Genomic DNA, 16635 nt, shown 5'->3' on the forward strand with positions numbered 1-16635 from the left:
TTGCCGGGCGATGCTGGTGAACTGCTCCGGAGGCCTGCCCGGCCCGATCTCCGCCGACCTCGCGCCGCTCGACGCCGTCCACGCCACCTGGCAGGCCCACCTCGGCCAGAACCTCCTCGGCGCCGTCCTCACCACGACGGCCCTACGGCCCGCCCTCGCAGCCGGGGCCGCCGTCATCAGCATCGGCTCGATCGGAGCCGAACGTCGCGGCGGCGCGTACGGGGCCGCCAAGGCCGCCCTCGCCGCCTGGAACGCCGACCTGTCCGCCGAACTCGGCCCGCTCGGGATCACGGCCAACGTCATCGCACCCGGCTACATCGAGGACACCGCCTTCTTCCAGGGCACCCTCCCGCCGGAGCGCCGCGCCGCGCTCATCGCCGAGACCCACGACAAGCGCCCCGGCACGCCCGGCGAGGTCGCCCGCACGATCCACTTCCTGGCCTCCCCGGGCGCCCGCCACCTCACCGGGCAGACGATCCACCTCAACGGCGGCGCGCACACGACGCGGTAGGGCTCCGGTCTGCCGCAGCCGCCGGACTACGCACGTAGTGCCACTACTGCAGTAGTGGCACTACGTGCGTAGTTTCCCGGCCCCGGCGGACCGTCTGGTCAGCTCCAGCAGCCGGCGGCGGCCGCCTCGGCGACGTACGTCTCGAACGACCTGGGCGGGCGCCCGAGTGCCCGCTCCACCCCGTCGGAGACCTCGCCGCCCCGGCCCTCGCGGACGTCCACGAGCAGGTCCGTCAGCAGCCGGGCGAAGTCGGCGGGCGTGCCTTCGGCGACCATGCGGTCCACGAAAGCCTCGGGTTCGAGGTCCAGGTGACGGACCGTCCGGCCGGTCGCGGTGGCGATCAGGTCCACCGCCTCGGCGACGTCGATCGCCCGGGGACCGGTCAGCTGATAGGTCCGCCCGCTGTGACCGTCCTCGGTCAGCGACACGGCGGCGACCTCGGCGATGTCCTCGGCGTCGACGAACGGCGTGCGCCCGTCCCCGGTCGGCAGGGCCAGGGTTCCGGCCAGGACGCCCGACAGCCAGAAGGACTCGCTGAAGTTCTGCGCGAACCAACCGGGCCGCAGAACGGTCCACTCGACGCCGCTGCCACGGACGGCCTGCTCTGCGGCCTTGAGCGGGTGGCCGTCGCCGGCCTCGCCGACGCCGTAGGCGGAGAGCAGCACCAGCCGCCCCACACCGGCCGCGACCGCCTCGGCCACCAGGCCCGGGATGCGCTCCTGCCGGTCCGGGCCGGGTCGCACCTCGGGCTCCAGGAGATAGACGGCCCCGGCGCCGTCGAGGGCGGGCGCCCAGGTCGCCGGGTCGTCGAGGTCGAGGCGGAGGTCGCCGCCGTTGCGGGACGCCGTACGGACCAGGTGGCCCGCGGCCGTCAGGCGGCGGGCGATGCGGCGGCCGGTCGTGCCGGTGCCGCCGAGAACGAGGATGTTCTTCATGCCCTCCAGACAACCCCGGTCCGGGCAGACGATCCATGAGTGATCGTCCCGAATCCCTTCGTGATCGTCTAGCGTGGCCCGCATGGACGTCCTGAGCGATCTGCTGCACCGCGCCCGCGCCCGCAACGGGCAGATCCGGCAGCTGATCCAGCGGCCACCGTGGTCGATGACCTTCGCCGACGCCCCGCCGCTCACGGTCGTGGCCACCCTCGGCGGCCGCGCCTCAATCCGCCTCGACGACGGGCAGGCCGGCTCAACCGTCCAGCTGGCCGCCGGGGACATCGCCCTGATCAGCGGCACCGACCACTACACCGTCGCCGACTCCCCCGACACCCCGCCTCAGGTGATCATCCGCGGAGGACGGAAGCACACCGTCGACGGCGGGACAACGGCCGGCCAGACCCTGGCGCCCCGCACCTACGGCGACGGACTCCCCGGCGCCACCACCCTCCTGCGGGGCGCCTACGAACTCCGCGGCGACGTCGGCGAACGCCTGCTGGCCATGCTCCCGCCCCTGGCCGTCGTGCCTGCCGGGCCGCGCACCCGGACCGCACTGGACCTGCTCGCCGCCGAGACCACCCATGAGGAGCCCGGCCAGGACGCCGTCCTCAACCGACTCCTGGACCTCGTGCTGGTACTGGCCCTGCGCGCCTGGTGCGCCCGCCCACAGGCCGAACGCCCCTCCTGGTGCGGGGCCCTGGACACCCCGGCCGTCGGCGACGCGCTACGCCTGATGCACGAGCACCCGGCACACCGCTGGACGGTCGCCGAACTGGCCACCCGCGTCGGCCAGTCCCGGGCCACCTTCGCCGCCCGCTTCACCGCCACCGTCGGCGAACCCCCGCTCACCTACCTCACCGGCTGGCGGATGGCCCTGGCCGCGGACCTGCTGCGCGACACGGACGCCACCGTCGCCGCCGTGGCCCACGAGGTGGGCTACGAGGACGCCTTCGCGTTCAGCGTGGCGTTCAAACGGTCACGCGGGCTTAGCCCGACCGACTGGCGGCGGCAGCTTCGCTCGGGATGACGGCCGGACCGTAGTCACAACTGCCGTGGCTCGTAACGCTGTTCGAACGAAACGCGCCGGCGGCACACTGGCCTGGGGGGGCACATGGGGTTTCAACGGCCTGAGCGGCAGTGCGCTGTGCGTCTGGCGGCGGCGCCCGTACTCGGCCGCGCTCCAGATCGGTCCGGCCGTGTTGTCCGGGGTCGCGGCCGCCTCCCAGTGAAGCTCGCCAGGGGATTCGGGCTCGATAATGGGCGGCATGATCGACAAACAGCTCCGTGTGGTCCTGGCCGAGGACTCGGTGATCCTCAGGGACGGCATGGTGGAACTCCTCACCGCCCGCGGGTGCGTGGTGGTGGCGACGGCCGGTACGGCTCCCGAGCTGGTGGCCGCCGTGACCGAACACCGGCCGGACGTGGCCGTGGTGGACATCCGGATGCCGCCCACGCACACGGACGAAGGCATCCGGGCGGCCGTGCGACTGCGGGGCAGCATGCCGGAGGTGGGCATCCTGGTGTTCTCGCAGCACGTCGAACGGGCCTGGGCCGCGCGGCTGTTGGAGGGCGGCGCGTCCGGGGTGGGGTATCTGCTCAAGGAGCGGGTGGCGCGGACCTCGGAGTTCGTGGAGGCACTGCACCGGGTGGCCGGGGGCGGGACGGCGCTCGATCCGGAGATCGTCAACGGGCTGCTGCACGGCGGGCGGCGCGGGCTGGTGGACGCGCTGACGGCGCGTGAGCGGGAGGTGCTGGAGCTGATGGCGCAGGGGCACTCCAACCGTTCGATCGCCGGGCGGCTGACGGTGTCGGAGCGGGCGGTGGAGAAGCACGTGGCGGCCGTGTTCACCAAGTTCGGCCTGCCGGCCACCGAGGCCGACAACCGGCGGGTGAAGGCCGTCCTCGCCTACCTCGCGGAGAGCGGCGGGGCGGCCTGAGCAGGGGCGGCCTGAGCCGGGCCCGCCTGAACAGGGCCCGTCAGAACAGGGCCCGTCAGAACAGGGCCCGTCAGAGCCGGTCGGGCAGGTCGGCGGTCACCGTGGTCGGCCCGCCCGGCGGGCTCTGGACCGCCAGGGCCCCGTCGACGGCCGCCAGCCGTTCGGCCAGGCCGGACAGACCCGAGCCCGCGCCGGGGAGGGCTCCGCCGCGTCCGTCGTCGCGGACCGTCAGGCGCACCCGCCCGTCGGCGGAACTGACGGCCAGTGCCGCGGCGTGGGCGCCGCTGTGCTTGGCGACGTTGGTCAGCAGCTCGGCCGCGCAGAAGTAGACGACCCGCTCGATCGCCTCGGCCGGGCGCTCGGGGAGGTCCACCCGGACGGTGACGGGCACCGGCGCGGCGGCGGCCAGCCCGGGCAGGGCTTCGGCCAGTCCGCCGTCCAGGGCCACCGGGTTGATGCCGCGGGTGAGGCGGCGCAGCCCGGTGATGGTGTCGTCGGTCTGGCCGCGCGCCCGGTCGAGGAGGGTGCGCAGCCGCTCGAGGTCGGTGAGGGTGAGCGCGTCGTCGGCCAGGGAGAGGGTGATGGCGAGCGCCACCAGCTGGGCCTGGGTGCCGTCGTGCAGGTCCCGTTCCAGGCCGCGCAGGCGCTCGGTGCCCTCGGCGAGCAGGGTCGCCCGGGCGTGCTCCAGTTCGCGCACCCGCTGCTGCGAGCGGGCCGGGCCGAGCAGGGCGCGGGCGAGTGCCCGGTTCGCCGTGCCGAGGGCGCGCAGCAGCGCCGGTACGGCGAGGAGGACGGCGAGTCCGGCGGGCACCGCTCCCGCGTCCAGCCAGCCGACGGGGCGCGGGCCCGGCTCCATCAGCCGTACCCAGAGCGGGAATCCGGTCAGCCAGAGGCTCGCGGCGGGCAGCCCGACCACCGTGAGGAAGCCGAGCGCGCCCAGCGGGAGGCGCAGCAGGAGGTAGACCAGGGCCCGCCAGGCCACCGGGTCGGTGAGCACCGCCCGGCCCCGGGCGAGGAGCCCGGTCGGCCGGGGCAGCGGCGAGGGTGCGGGCACCGGCGTGTGCAGCAGCCGCCCGACCAGGCGGCGGTGCAGCCCGCCGATCGCCCGGGCCCCGGCCAGCGCGGCCACGACGAAAGGCAGGCCCAGCACGGTGAGCGACAGCAGCGCCCCCGCATAGAGCACGGCGACGGCGTAGAGGCCGCCGAGCACCCCGAGCGGCAGCCCGAGCACGGCGAACACCCACTCGCCGCCCGGCGGGAGTGGACATCGCCTCGGATACCGTCTCGGATACCGCCTCTTCGTCACGCCCGGCACGTCACTTTCTCCTCTACCTGCCCGTCTCACGACGCCGCCGCCACCTCGCGCCCGCCGACCGCCCACAGCCCGGTGCCCACGATCCCCGGCAGGGTCAGCGCGGCCGCGCCCGTCAGGACCCAGGCCGAGGCCGCGCCCGGGACGGGCGGCAGCGCCGATCCCGTGACGGCCAGGCTGAACGCGCCCGCCGCCCCGAGGGCCACCGCCGCGCCGAGCAGCACGCCGACCACCGTGGTCAGCACCGCCTCGACGGTGAGCATCCGCAGCAGCTGCCGCCGGCTCGCGCCGACCAGCCGCAGGAGGGCGAACTCGCGCCTGCGGTCGGCCGTGAGCGCCACCAGGGTGTTGACCGTGGAGACCGCCGCGAAGCAGACCAGCAGCCCGAGTTCGGCCTGCCGCAGCCACACGTCGCTCGCCTTGGTGACGCTGGTCGCCACGCCCGTCGCGCGTACGGCCTGTTCCGCGGTGCTCGTCATGATCAACATGGTGCCCGACAATCCGACCAGCAGCGTCACCGGTACCACCGCCGAGGAGACCCGGGCCGCGTAGCCGCGCAGATTGGCGTCGGCGAGCCAGCCCGCCCGAGGCGCGAGCGCCCTCAGCGGCGCGCCGAGCACGGCGGTCAGCACCCTGACGGCGAGCGGCCCCAGCAGGGCGATCGCCGTCAGCAGCACCAGGGAGCCGAGCAGCGACGCCTGCCCCGCCTTGTCCAGCTCATCGGCCCGCCGGGTGGCGGCCAGCCGCAGCAGCAGCCCGCCCCCGGCCAGCACGGCCACCCCGGCGAGCAGCCGCACCACGCCCGCCCGTCGCTGCCCCACCGTGCCGTCGGTGAGCGCGGCCGCCGGGGTGGGCCGGGTGATCCGGCCCGCCGCGAGGGCGGCCGCTCCCAGCCCGACGAGCAGCGTCACCGCGAGTGCCAGCAGCACCGGCACCGGCGTGCCGGGTATGCGCAGGCCCGGAGCGGCCATCCCCCGCCGCTGGAGCGCGCCCAGGAACCAGGCGGCGCCGACGCGCCCCAGCGCCACCCCGGGCACGGCGGCGATCAGCAGCGTCACCGCCACCTGCGCACGGATCAGCCGGCGCACCTGCCGGGGCGTGGCCGCGACCGTCCGCAGCAGGGCCAGCTCGCGGTGCTGCTGACGCAGGGTGAACCCGAGCGCGTTCACCACCACGAACAGCGCGACCAGGACGGCGATCTCGCCGAACGCCCCCGCGATCACCACCAGCCCCGGCCCGTCCACATGCGCCCGGGCCACGGCGGCGGGCGCCGACAGCTGCGCCGCCGCCAGCGAACCGAACAGCGTCAGCGCCGCCACGGCCAGCAGCAGCGCCACGGCGAGCCCGGCGAAGCTCGCCGGACGGCGCCGGACCTGCACGTACGCCATCCCCACCACGGCACCCATCGCACTCCCCCTGCGTCCTCGCACCCCGTTCACCTCGCTCACCCCGTTCACCTCGCTCACCCGCCCAGTCCGCTCAGCCGCTCGGCGACCTGCGCCGCCGTCGGCCGGATCAGCTCGTCGATCAGCAGCCCGTCCGCCAGCAGCAGCACCCGGTCCGCGTACTCGGCGGCCGCCGGATCGTGGGTGACCATCACGCACGTCCGCCCCTCGACGTCCACCCCGGTGCGCAGCAGGTCGAGGATGTCCCGGCCCGTCGCCCGGTCCAGGGCGCCGGTCGGCTCGTCGGCGAACAGCACCTCCGGCCGGGACGCCAGCGCCCGCGCTATCGCCACCCGCTGCTGCTGCCCGCCCGACAACTGCCCGGGCCGGTGCCGCTCCCGCCCGGCCAGCCCGACCCGCGCCAACGCCTCCCGCACCTCGCCGCGCCCCGGCGGCCGGCCCGCCAACCGCCCGGGCAGTTCGACGTTCTGCGCGGCCGTCATCGCGGGCATCAGGTTGAAGGACTGGAACACGAAGCCGACCCGCTCCCGACGCAACGCGGCCAGCCGCGGCTCGCGCAGCCCCGTCACCTCGGTACCGCCCCAGCGGACACTCCCCCGGGTCGGCCGGTCCATCCCCGCCAGGCAGTGCAGCAACGTCGTCTTCCCCGACCCCGACGGCCCCATCACCGCCGTGAACGTCCCCGGCGCGAACGCCACGGACACCCCTCGCAGCGCGCGGACGGCAGCCGCCCCGCGCCCGTACTCCCGGTGCAGCCCCTCGGCGCTCAGGGCCACCTCGACCGTCGCCGCCGTAGCGGCGGCCGTCCTCATCCCGATTCCGTTCATGCCCTTCATCCTGGACACATCGGGCCCCGGAATCGATTGTGCTGGCCCCCCAAACCGAGGTTCGGAAAACCGAACCCCGCAGGTGGGCCCACACCCCGCAGCGGATACACCCGCGCCCCCGGGCTGGCGGAGGCTCGCCGGTCCGGGGGCGCAGGGATGCAGGGGCGCAGGGATGCAGGGGCGCAGGGGCGCAGGGGCGCGGTTCAGGTGGTGACGAGAAGCGCCGCCAGAGCGGTGGCCGTGTCGGGGTGACGACCGATCAGGGCCGAACCCGGCGCGGCGGCCTGCGGCTGCGCCCAGGATCCGTCGCAGTCCAGGAGTGCGGCGAGCGCGTCGCAGGTCGCCGGGTGCGCGGCCAGCAGCACCGAACCCTGCGCGGAAACCAGGTCGCCGGGCAACAGCGGCTGCTGCTCGGGAGCGTGCCAGGGCGGCGTCCAGGTGTCGAGGGCGGCGAGGCGGCCGGGGAAGACGCGCCCGGCCTCCCTGGTCAGTTTGGAGGCCAGGTCCGCGCCGCCGGAGCGCAGGGTCGCGATCAGGGTGGGCAGCCAGGGCAGGAGGAGGTGGTCGGGCAGGCGGGCGAAGGCGTTGGAGACGGCCTCCACGACGATGTCGACCAGGCCGGGGACGGGCTCCAGGGCGTGGAGGAGCCCACCGAGGTAGCGCGGGTAGGCGGGCAGCATGAGCGGGTTGCCGAGCAGGTCGGCGCACCGCTGCCGCAGGTCCTGCCGGGTGAGGCGTCCGAGGTGGAACTGCGCTGCCCAGAGCAGGGCGGTCTTGGACTGCTCCTGCGGGTGGGACTGGGCGACGGCGAGTTCGAGCTGGGTGCGGTCGCCTCCCAGCGACAGGGCCAGGCCCTCCATCCCGAAGAGGAAGCCGAGCATCGCCGCGACCTGGCGCACGGTCGCCGTCTCGTCGGTGAAGGCGGCCGGCAGCAGGGTGGCGTAGTGCGCGTAGCCGGCTTTGGCGAACTGCTCGATCCACGGCGGCAGGACCGGCTCGCTGGTGCGGTAGTAGGCCAGCAGCGTCCGCACCCGACGCAGCACCTCGGGGGCGCCGTCGACGCTGCGTTCGGCGGCCAGGGTCCTGAGGGCGAGGGTGCCGAGCTCGTCGGCGAGGCGCCGGCTGCCCAGGTACAGGGTGGCGTCCTCCACGGTCCGCAGGACCACGGCGGCGTCGGCCTGCGGGGCGGTGGCCTCGCGGCGCAGCCGCTGTTCGAGGACCTGCTCGAGGGTGACGCCCTCGTAGCCGAGCTCGATGAGGGCCCGCTGGTGGGTGCCGAGGGAGACGTCCCAGGACTCCTGGGTGGACTGTTCGCCGAGGGTGCGCTCGCCCATGATCGGCCGGGCGGCCCCGGGAATCAGGTGGCGCAGCATCCACAGGACGTCGGAGCAGGGCCGCAGGCCGGGGTCGGACTTGATGTCCAGCAGGGCGCGTTTGACGCCCTTGGCCTGGAGGTTGAGGCCGAGCGGGGCGAGCCGGTCGTGGACGTCGCGGGCGAGCGGGGGCAGGGACTCGTAGCCGACCTGGCCGATCCGGTCGCCGCCCATCATGATCTCGACGAGGCGGGCGACGTCCCGCCGGCCGGGCACGGTGTCCTTCTCGATGCAGGTGACGGCCGCATCCTGGAAGTCGTACGGGGTCGGGCGGGCCCGCTCGCGCATGCCGGCCAGGAGGATGGACGTCTCGTACACGGCGATGGCGTCGGCGCTGGAGGCGAGGTAGCCGTTGCGGCGGGCCGCGCGCACGATCTCCGCGGACCAGCCGAGCAGTTCGTCCTGGTCCAGCCGGTCGAGGACTGGCGGGCGCCGCAGGAAGCCGGACAGCTTGTCCGTGGCGCCCGCCTCCTGTGCCGCCGGGGCGGCGGCGGTCTTGCGGGCCCGGGTGGCCTTGGCGCCGACCTGGCCCTTGAGACGGTAGGGCTGGGTGCGGGTGCGCTGGAGGTTCTTCTCCCACTGGGTGGCGGCGATCGACACCGACCCGCCCTCGAGGGAGAACTGCCGCTCGATGGCGGTGTGACTGGAGGGGATCAGCCCGTACTGCCACCGGGTGGCGGTGCGCGGCGGCACGGTGTACGTGTCGCTGCCGTGGAGGCCGAACTCGGGGACGGGGCTGGAGGCGTGGAAGGCGCCGCAGATGTAGAGGCTCTGTGCCGGGTCGGCCCCGGTGGCGGCGAGGTGCTCGCGGATGCGGGTCCACATGTACCGCTCGCGGTCCTCGTCGACGCGCACCCGCTGCGGGTCCCCGGGCGCCAGGCGCCGCATGAGGCTGCCGATCAGGAACATGACCTGCCGGTAGGTGTCGTGGTCGGCGTCGCCGAGCGGCAGCTCGACGTACTGGTGCCACCACTCCGACCAGTGCCGCACCCTGCCGTGGCGCAGCAGGTGCTGTTCGAGGTCGGCGAAGCGGGGCCGCAGGTCGCCGAGTTCGACGCCGACGGCGTCGCCGTGCAGCGCGGCGTCCTCCCCCGCCGCCTCCTCCACCTGCTCTTCAAGACGCTCGCGGGGCTGCCACTGGAAGACGTGGTCGCTGGAGCGGTCGACGAGGACGAGGTCGACGCCGGGGGTGTCCAGCGCGTAGGCGATGGCCTGGTACTCGGCGGACGCCTCGGTGATCGGTGCGACGACGGACAGCGGCGCCCAGTCGGCGGGGAAGCCCTCGATGCGGGTGGCGAACGCCTGGACGGCGACCGGCAGGCGGCAGTTGCGCAGTTCGGTCAGCAGCGGGGCCAGGTCCTCGCACAGCTCGACGAAGACCGTCCTGGGCTGCTTGGCCCGCAGCCGACGGGCCATGGCCGTGGCCGAGGCGGGGGAATGGTGGCAGACCGGGAAGATCTCCAGCGGTTCGGCCGCCGCCCGTTCCACGTCGCTCACGAGGCCGCGCAGGATGCCCTCCAGCGCGCCGGGGCCGTCGGCGAACTCAGAGGCGGCCGCTTCCAGTTGGGTGCGCAGCGCCGCGAAGGTGTCGGGCGCCGGGTGCCCGCCCGAAGCGGGCACCCGGGTGGTGGCGAGGCCGCTCATGCGAGCGCCTCGAGGGTCTTGAGGCCCGCGTCGAGGAACTGGGGCCAGTGGCCGCCCTCCTCCTCGCTGCGCGGCCGGACGGTGTTGGTCAGGTACTTCGTCAGCAGCGCCGAGTCCTCGGGGCGGCGGGCGAGGTTGGCGACCAGGCTGGAGCCGAGGGCGTCGGCGGTGAGGGTGCGGACGCCGAAGAAGTCGCTGTGGAGGACGGCGTCCTCGAGCACACCGATCTGCTCGGCGCTGGACAGGGCCGACTCCAGCCGCTCGTCGTCGCTGCCGGCGGCGGCCGCGACCTCGCGCAGGTCGCCGAAGGAGCGCAGCAGCACGTCCAGGAGGGTGGGCGGCACGTCCAGCTCGATCCGGTGGCGGGCCAGGAGTTCCTCGGTGCGGAAGCGGATGATCTGCGTCTCGCTCTTCTTGTTCGTCACCACGGGGATGCGGACGAAGTTGAAGCGCCGCTTGAGCGCGGAGGACAGGTCGTTGACGCCCCGGTCGCGGCTGTTGGCGGTGGCGATCACCGCGAAGCCGGGCTTGGCGAACACCGTGCCCGCCTCGCCCTGAAGTTCGGGGACGGACACGTACTTCTCGGAGAGGATGGAGATCAGGGCGTCCTGGACGTCGCTGGTGGAGCGGGTGAGCTCCTCGAACCGGCCGATCGTGCCGGTCTCCATCGCCGTCATGATCGGCGAGGGGATCATCGACTCCCGCGACTGGCCCTTGGCGATGACCATGGACACGTTCCAGGAGTATTTGATGTGGTCCTCGGTGGTGCCGGCGGTGCCCTGCACGACCTGAGTGGAGTTGCGGCACACCGCGGCGGCCAGCAGCTCGGCGAGCCAGCTCTTGCCCGTGCCGGGATCGCCGATCAGCAACAGGCCCCGGTCGGAGGCCAGGGTGACGATGGCGCGTTCGACGACGCTGCGCTCGCCGAACCACTTCTGGGCGATGGGGCGGTCCAGGCCGTCGGCCGGTTCGGAGCCGAGGACGAACGTGCGGACCGCCTTCGGCGACAGCCGCCAGGTGGACGGCCGGGGCCCGGTGTCGGCCTGCTCGAGGTAGTCCAGCTCGTCGGCGTACTTGGTCTCGGCGGGGGCGCGGAGCATGTCGGACATGAACGGGGTGCCTTTCTGCGGCGGTCGGTGGGAGGTGGCGGGACGCGGGCGCGCCGGGTCAGGCGAGGAAGTTCTTGAGCTCGTGGACGAGCTTGCCGATGTGACCGGAGAGCACCGGGGTGCCCTGGTCCTTGAACCGCTCACGGAACCACGGGTTGACGCTGCCCCGGCCGGCGCTGGTGACGGAGCCGACCGGGATGAACTTCGCGCCGGAGCGGTGCACGGCGGCCATCTGCGCGAACAGCTCCTCACCGCGCCACTCGTAGAAGTCGGAGATCCACACCATGACGGTGTTGACCGGTTCGGCGATCTTCGGCTGGGCCAGGGCCATGGCCGCGGTGCCGTCGGTGCCGCCGCCGAGCTGGGTGCGCAGCAGCGTCTCGAACGGGTCGTGGACCCAGGGGGTGAGGTCGACGGCGCGGGTGTCGTAGGCCACCAGGTGCACGTCCACCTTGGGCAGCCCGGCGAAGATCGAGGCGAGGATGGTGCAGTTGACCATGGAGTCGACCATCGAGCCGGACTGGTCGACGACCACGATCAGGCGCTGCGGCGTCGTCTTGCGGACGGTGTGCCGGTAGTAGAGCCGGTCGACGTACAGCTTCTCCTCGTCCGGGTTCCAGTTGACGAGGTTCTTGTCGATCGTCCGCTTGAGGTCGAGGTTGCGGTACACCCGCTTCGGCGGCATCGAGCGGTCGAGCTCGCCGACGGTGGCCTTCTCGACCTGGGTGCGCAGCACCTGGGCGACTTCGTCGACGAAGCGGCGGATCAGCTTCTTGGCGTTGGCGAGCGCGACGCCGTCGAGGTTGCCCTTGTCGTGCAGCAGCTGCTCGATCAGCGACATGCTCGGGATGAGCTTGGAGGCGAGCCCGCTGTCCGCGAGGACCTCGCGCAGGCGCATCCGCTTGATCAGGTCGGCCTCGATGCCGGCGAGTTCGGGCCCGATCACGGGGATCAGGGTGGACAGGTCCGGGCTGCCCGTGCCGCCTCCGGTGCCGGTGCCCACGGCCGGGCCGCCGGCGCCGGTGCGGCGGCCGGTGCGCAGCTCGCCGGGCTGGCAGCCGAGGGCGCGTTCCAGCCATCCCGCGTCGGCCTGCCAGCGGGAGAGCTGGCCGGCGCTGACCGGTCCGGTGCCGGTGGCGAGGGCGTTGAGGAGGATCTTGGAGTAGAGGGCCGCGCGCCGGACCTCGGCGGCGCGGTCGCGGCCACTCGGATCCGCGTCCGAGTCCGGGTCCGGTGCCAGAAGGTTCTCGAACTGCGCCGCCAGGTCGGGGTGGCGCTGGACGAGGGAGTCGATGGACGTGCGCGGGTCCAGCAGGCCGGTGGGCAGGCCGAGGTCCTCGACGACGGCCAGGCTCGCCGTCTCCAGGGCCGGCTGCTCCGCGGGGTCGAACAGGCGCGCCAGCAGGTGCCAGTACAGCACCTGGCGGCGGTTCTCGTCCGGGTCCGGTGCGGCGGGGTCCGGTGCGGCGGGGTCCGGTGCGGCGGGGTCCGGTGCGGCGGGGTCACCGGTTCGGGTCGTGGGTGTCGTGGGTGCGGTCATCGGCGTGCTCACTTCCGCAGCAGCTTGCCGGCGCGCTCGCGCAGGACGTTCACGGTCTCGGAGGCCGCGGCCTCCGCCTTGGCGCCGGCCTTGTCGGTGGTGCCGCCCGCCCACGCACCGGCGTGCACGCCCACGCGCTTGCGCTTGACGGTCGTCTCCACCGCGAGCGGCTGGAGGAGGAAGACACCGGCGTCCCAGCGCAGCAGGGCGATGCAGGCGGTGGACGCGGCGACGGCCTGCGGCGTAAGCGGGCCGGCCACCGGGATGCGGGAGGTGTCGACGGGCAGCGGGTGGTCGCCCACCGTGAACGTCAGCACCCCGTCGTCCTCGTGGGCGGTGTAGCCCTCCAGGAAGACCGGCTCGGCCAGGCGCACCGGGTGGCGCTCCAGCGGGGCGACCGGAGCGCCCACGGCGGTGGGCAGGACGACCCTGGCGGTGGCGAACGGGTCGGCCGCCTCCCCGGTCCGGGCGCACTCGTCGCGCCACAGCAGGTCGCCCTCGGCGGTGAGCGGCATGTCGGTCACCGCCATCGCGCGGCCCTCCCCCACGGCGGCGAGCAGCGACATCCGGGGGCGCAGCAGCTGCCAGATCCCGGCGCCCAGGACGCTGTCCGGCTTGGGGGCCGCCACGGACGCCCGGACCAGGCGCGGGGCGGATCCGTCGGCGGGTTCGAGCACCGCGTGGACCTGCGCCTGGGCGGCGGTGGCGTGCTCGTGCAGATCGACGCCGAGCGGCAGCAGCCGTCCGGTGACGGTCTCGGCGGCGGGGGCCGTGGCCTTCGCGGCGGTGGTCAGCAGCAGGGCCCGTGACCACAGGTCCGCCCACCGCCGGGTCGGAATCCGTTCGAGGCTCGCCCCGGGGCAGGACGCGGCGAGTTCACCGGCGAAGCCGTCCAGCAGGGTGGCCAGGCGGCGCAGCCGCGGGTCCGGGAGCATCGCGGAGACGACCTGCGCCGACGCGGCCACGAGGTCGTGGTCCATGCCGCGCCAGCCGGCGCGGGCCAGGTCGCACAGCCAGGACCGGGCCGCCACCAGGAGGTTCGGCGCCTCGGCCCGGCCCTCGGCGGGGGCCGACCACGGGAGGTTCGGGCGGCCGGTCGCCTCGGCCACGGCGGCGTGCAGCGCGTCGTGGGCCGCGCCGAGCAGCGCGGTACGGGCGGCGGCCAGAGCGATCAGGTGCTCCTCGTCCGCGGTGCCCGAGGCGGCCTTGTCGGCGGCCTCGGCGACGACGGTGGCCAGCGGGGAGGCGCAGACGGCGGCGGCGAGGTCCGCGAGAGCGCGGCCCTGGGCCTGCTGCGGGCGCGACAGGCCGTCGGCCAGCAGCTCGTCGAAGGCGTCGACCACGGTCAGCGCCTCGTCGAGGCCCGTCAGCGGGGAGGTGAGGATGTCGGTGCGCATCACGCGGCCGCCCATGCGGTCGGGAACCAGGCCATGTCCGGCAGCGGAACGGTCACCGGCTCGTGTTCGAGGTACTCCAGGTGCGACAGGAACCGTGCGAACACGGCCGCGGCCGGGGACTGTTCGGCCTTGACCGGGCGGGAGTCGGCCATGGCCCGGGCGACGGTGCGGCCGTCGGCCTCGTCGCCGCCGAGGTCCACCCGCAGGTACCGGGCGACGCGCTCGGCGCCGAACTGCACGACGGCCTCGGCGATCAGGGCGTCGAGGTGCTTGCAGTAGCCGCCGTGGGCACCGCCGCAGGGCCGGTTGTTGTTGGTGCTGCAGGAGAACGCGAACGACGCGGCCTCGATGGCCGACACGTAGACGCGGGCGATGTCCGAGCCGCTGGACACGACGCCCTGCAGCCGCCCGTCGGCCAGTTGCACGAACGGGACCTTGGCGAGCTTGCGGGGCCGGGCGGGTGGAACCACCCGGGCCGTGCTCGAACCTTCCCAGACAGGAAGAGGCACACCAACTCCTACGGAAAAAGGGGTGAAGGGAACGCCGCAGCATCATCGGATGCACCAGATGGATCGGAGCGGCTGATCTGGTCATGAACGTACCGTCCACCACCGACAACCCTGGTCCCGGCCCCTGCCGAAGGGCGGACACGCCTGCGCCCCCGGGCCGGCGGGGGTTCGCCGGTCCGGGGGCGCGGGGGTGGTGCCTCACATGAGCGTCAGCGAGCGTCAGCGGCCCTGGAGGGAGCGGGCGTTGTCGCCGAAGGTCCAGCCTCGGGAGCCGTCCCAGTTGATGGACCAGGTCATGAGGCCCTTCGGGGCGCCGCCGAGGGCGCTCCACGCCTGGCTGACCAGGCTGGGGTCCATGTAGCCGCCCCCGGCGCCGGGCTGGGCGGGGAGGCCGGGGACCTGCTTGTCGTAGGGCACCCGGATGGTGGTGCCCTGGATGGTGATGCCGTTGTTGAGGCAGGTGGTCTGGACGGTGAAGCCCTGGACGGTGCCGGCCTGGTAGGAGTCGCCGGAGCAGCCGTACATGCTGCCGTTGTAGTACTGCATGTTCAGCCACCACAGCTGGCCGTTGTCGACGTACTTCTTGATGATCGGCAGGTAGGCGCCCCAGATGGAGCCGTAGGTGACGCTGCCGCCGGTGACGTACGCGGTCTCGGGGGCCATGGTCAGGCCGAAGCCGGGCGGCATCTGGGCGAGGACGCCGTCGATGATGCGCATCAGGTTGGCCTGGGAGGCGGAGGGCGTCTTGATGTCGCCGCCGGCGGACAGGCCCGTCTCGATGTCGATGTCGATGCCGTCGAAGTTGTACTTCTTGAGGATCGGCACGATGGTCGCGACGAACTTGTCGGCGACGGTGCTGGAGCTGAGGTCGATGCCCGCGGCGGCGCCGCCGATCGACATCAGGATCGTCGCCCCGTTCGCCTTGGCCTTGCACATCTCGGCCGGGGTGGAGACCTTGACGTTGGTGTCCATGCCGTCCTGCCACTGGACGGTGCCGTCGGAGAGGATCACCGGGAAGGCGGCGTTGATGACGTTGTAGCCGTGCGCGGCCATGCGGCTGTCGGTGATCGGCACCCAGCCCATGCCGGGGTGGACGCCGTTGGCGGCGCCGTCCCAGTTCTCCCAGTAGCCCTGGAGGACCTTGCCGGACGGCTTCGGCTTGGTCGGGCAGGTGTCGCCCGGCGCCGGAGTGGTGGGCGGCTGGCTGGTGGGCGGGGTGGAGGTGGGCGGGGTGGAAGTGGGCGGCTGACTGGTGGGCGGCTGACTGGTCGGGGGTGCGGTGGTCGGCGTGGTGGCCGTCGGCGAGGGGCTGGTGCCGCCGGGGCCGACGAGCGAGACGTCGTCGGCGAAGTAGGCGGGCTGCCCGTACCAGCCGTGCAGGTAGACGGTCACCGAGGTGGTGTTCGCGCCGGTGGTGAAGCCGACGCTCAGCTGGCCGTACGAGGCGTTGTTGCCCGTCCAGGTGGACGGGTCGCCGCCGGAGCCGGTGCCGGTGGCGCCCAGGTAGACGTAGCTGCCCTGGACGTAGGCGCTCAGCGTGTACTGGGAGTTGGGCTGCACGCTGATCGTCTGGGTGCACTGGGCGTCGTCCTGGCCGGCCGGCGTCGCCTGGAGCGCGCCGCTGCCGGAGTGGACCGGGCTGCCGACGACCACGCCGGAACCGCCGGTGCAGGTCCAGTTGGCGAGCCCGTTCTCGAAACCGGGGTTGGCCACCAGGTTGGGCGCGGCGGCCCCGGCCGTGGTGCTGCTCGCCACGGCGATGCCGGCGCCGATGACCGCCGCAGCGCTCGCCACGGCGATGAAGCGCTTCGCGACGCTCGCCTCGCGCCCGGAGTGGCCGGAGTGGTCGGTCCTGTGCGGCTGCTGCGCCCGTTCCACGGCCGCCCTCGACGGGCGTGGAACGCGCGACCTCCGATGGAACATGTGAAGCTCCCTTCCCGCCGAGCGCCTGGGAAATGACGACGCGTGGGGGCGTGACGCCCGGCTTCGGGTGAGGTGGGGACATGTGGGGGGATGTACCGGACCGGATCGTAGGAGGGTCGGCGAAGGCACGTCAATAGGTCTGGACCAATCGCCGGGAGCCGTCCACGAGCGGAGGCCCGTGAACAGCCGAACGGCGGGCCCCGCCATCCGTG

Annotated in this window: 12 protein-coding genes and 2 pseudogenes; 3 read left to right on the forward strand and 11 right to left on the reverse strand. The window is 73.8% G+C overall.

All coding sequences use genetic code 11. The annotated features are described in order from the left end of the window. The first annotated feature begins 16 nt into the window (after positions 1 to 16). Positions 17 to 511 (forward strand): SDR family NAD(P)-dependent oxidoreductase, encoded by a 495-nt coding sequence (locus ACIBCA_RS01820; protein ID WP_396280783.1) that lies wholly within the window; start codon positions 17 to 19, stop codon positions 509 to 511. 98 nt (positions 512 to 609) lie between these two features. Here the strand turns inward: ACIBCA_RS01820 and ACIBCA_RS01825 are convergent, their stop codons facing one another. After that, a complete protein-coding gene (locus ACIBCA_RS01825) occupies positions 610 to 1446 on the reverse strand; it encodes an NAD(P)H-binding protein (RefSeq protein ID WP_396280784.1) in 837 nt (278 codons plus the stop codon). A gap of 82 nt (positions 1447 to 1528) precedes the next feature. Between ACIBCA_RS01825 and ACIBCA_RS01830 the strand changes: the two genes are divergently transcribed. Next, positions 1529 to 2473, forward strand: coding sequence for an AraC family transcriptional regulator (locus ACIBCA_RS01830; RefSeq protein ID WP_396280785.1), 945 nt, complete (start codon positions 1529 to 1531; stop codon positions 2471 to 2473). A gap of 238 nt (positions 2474 to 2711) precedes the next feature. After that, positions 2712 to 3383, forward strand: coding sequence for a response regulator (locus ACIBCA_RS01835; protein ID WP_396280786.1), 672 nt, complete (start codon positions 2712 to 2714; stop codon positions 3381 to 3383). A gap of 70 nt (positions 3384 to 3453) precedes the next feature. Here ACIBCA_RS01835 and ACIBCA_RS01840 read toward each other — a convergent pair whose 3' ends face one another. The 10 genes and pseudogenes from ACIBCA_RS01840 to ACIBCA_RS01885 all read right to left on the reverse strand — a co-directional run. Further along, positions 3454 to 4623, reverse strand: coding sequence for a sensor histidine kinase (locus ACIBCA_RS01840; protein WP_396280788.1), 1170 nt, complete (start codon positions 4621 to 4623; stop codon positions 3454 to 3456). A 101-nt stretch (positions 4624 to 4724) separates the two neighbouring features. Then, on the reverse strand, positions 4725 to 6083 hold the full coding sequence (locus ACIBCA_RS01845; protein WP_396280789.1) for an FtsX-like permease family protein: 1359 nt from the start codon (positions 6081 to 6083) through the stop codon (positions 4725 to 4727). 74 nt (positions 6084 to 6157) lie between these two features. Beyond that, a complete protein-coding gene (locus ACIBCA_RS01850) occupies positions 6158 to 6913 on the reverse strand; it encodes an ABC transporter ATP-binding protein (protein ID WP_396281224.1) in 756 nt (251 codons plus the stop codon). Positions 6914 to 7131: 218 nt separating this feature from the next. After that, on the reverse strand, positions 7132 to 9945 hold the full coding sequence (locus ACIBCA_RS01855) for a hypothetical protein (RefSeq protein WP_396280791.1): 2814 nt from the start codon (positions 9943 to 9945) through the stop codon (positions 7132 to 7134). After that, positions 9942 to 11054, reverse strand: coding sequence for an AAA family ATPase (locus tag ACIBCA_RS01860; protein WP_396280793.1), 1113 nt, complete (start codon positions 11052 to 11054; stop codon positions 9942 to 9944). Before ACIBCA_RS01860 ends, ACIBCA_RS01855 begins: the two co-directional genes overlap by 4 nt. 58 nt (positions 11055 to 11112) lie before the next feature. Beyond that, the gene (locus ACIBCA_RS01865; RefSeq protein WP_396280794.1) at positions 11113 to 12594 is read right to left on the reverse strand and encodes a VWA domain-containing protein; all 1482 of its coding nucleotides are present in this window, start codon (positions 12592 to 12594) and stop codon (positions 11113 to 11115) included. 8 nt (positions 12595 to 12602) lie between these two features. After that, positions 12603 to 13991, reverse strand: coding sequence for a hypothetical protein (locus ACIBCA_RS01870; RefSeq protein WP_396280796.1), 1389 nt, complete (start codon positions 13989 to 13991; stop codon positions 12603 to 12605). Continuing rightward, positions 13991 to 14500, reverse strand: a complete 510-nt coding sequence (locus tag ACIBCA_RS01875) for a hypothetical protein (RefSeq protein ID WP_396280798.1) — start codon at positions 14498 to 14500, stop codon at positions 13991 to 13993. The genes ACIBCA_RS01870 and ACIBCA_RS01875 overlap by 1 nt, the downstream gene beginning before the upstream one ends. Before the next feature lie 219 nt (positions 14501 to 14719). Further along, positions 14720 to 15685, reverse strand: a pseudogene (locus ACIBCA_RS01880) (chitinase); the annotation flags it as partial. A 195-nt stretch (positions 15686 to 15880) separates the two neighbouring features. Beyond that, positions 15881 to 16630: pseudogene (locus ACIBCA_RS01885) on the reverse strand (carbohydrate binding domain-containing protein); the annotation flags it as partial. Positions 16631 to 16635 lie beyond the last annotated feature (5 nt).

Source organism: Kitasatospora sp. NPDC051170 (assembly GCF_044455705.1).
Lineage (GTDB): Bacteria > Actinomycetota > Actinomycetes > Streptomycetales > Streptomycetaceae > Kitasatospora.